Genomic DNA, 441 nt, shown 5'->3' on the forward strand with positions numbered 1-441 from the left:
GGGAGCTACCGACGACTCCTCAAAAAGTATACAAAAGTCGACCTACTCATCCTCGATGAATGGCTATTGACCGACTTGACGACTGACGAGGCGACGATCCTCCTCGAGATTTCCGAGTCGCGCCATAAGACCGTCTCCACCATCTACTGTTCACAGATCGACCCGAGCGGATGGCATCTTCGATTAGGAAACGAAACCATCGCAGAGGCGATTCTGGACCGGATCATCCATGACTCTTATCAAATCATGATCGACGGTGAAATATCGATGAGGGAACGCCATGGCATATCAGCACGCTGACGTCCGAGCCATCTAAGTAATGGCTCTTTTCTTCGCACTAGGTGGCTCAGTCGTCCGCAATCGATGGCTCACAATGCCGCAATCCCTTGTCCAACGGACTTTGAGTCACATGATGGTCGACATATGTCACTGAGTGGTACC

The 441-nt window shown here is 51.2% G+C and carries 1 protein-coding gene; it reads left to right on the forward strand.

The genetic code is table 11. From position 1 onward, the window contains the following. On the forward strand, positions 1-300 hold a 300-nt coding region (locus KNP76_RS15680), incomplete at its 5' end, for an ATP-binding protein (RefSeq protein ID WP_214845053.1). Positions 301-441 lie beyond the last annotated feature (141 nt).

Origin of the sequence: Exiguobacterium sp. s150, from assembly GCF_018618435.1 — a bacterium.
GTDB classification, from domain to species: Bacteria; Bacillota; Bacilli; order Exiguobacteriales; family Exiguobacteriaceae; genus Exiguobacterium; species Exiguobacterium alkaliphilum.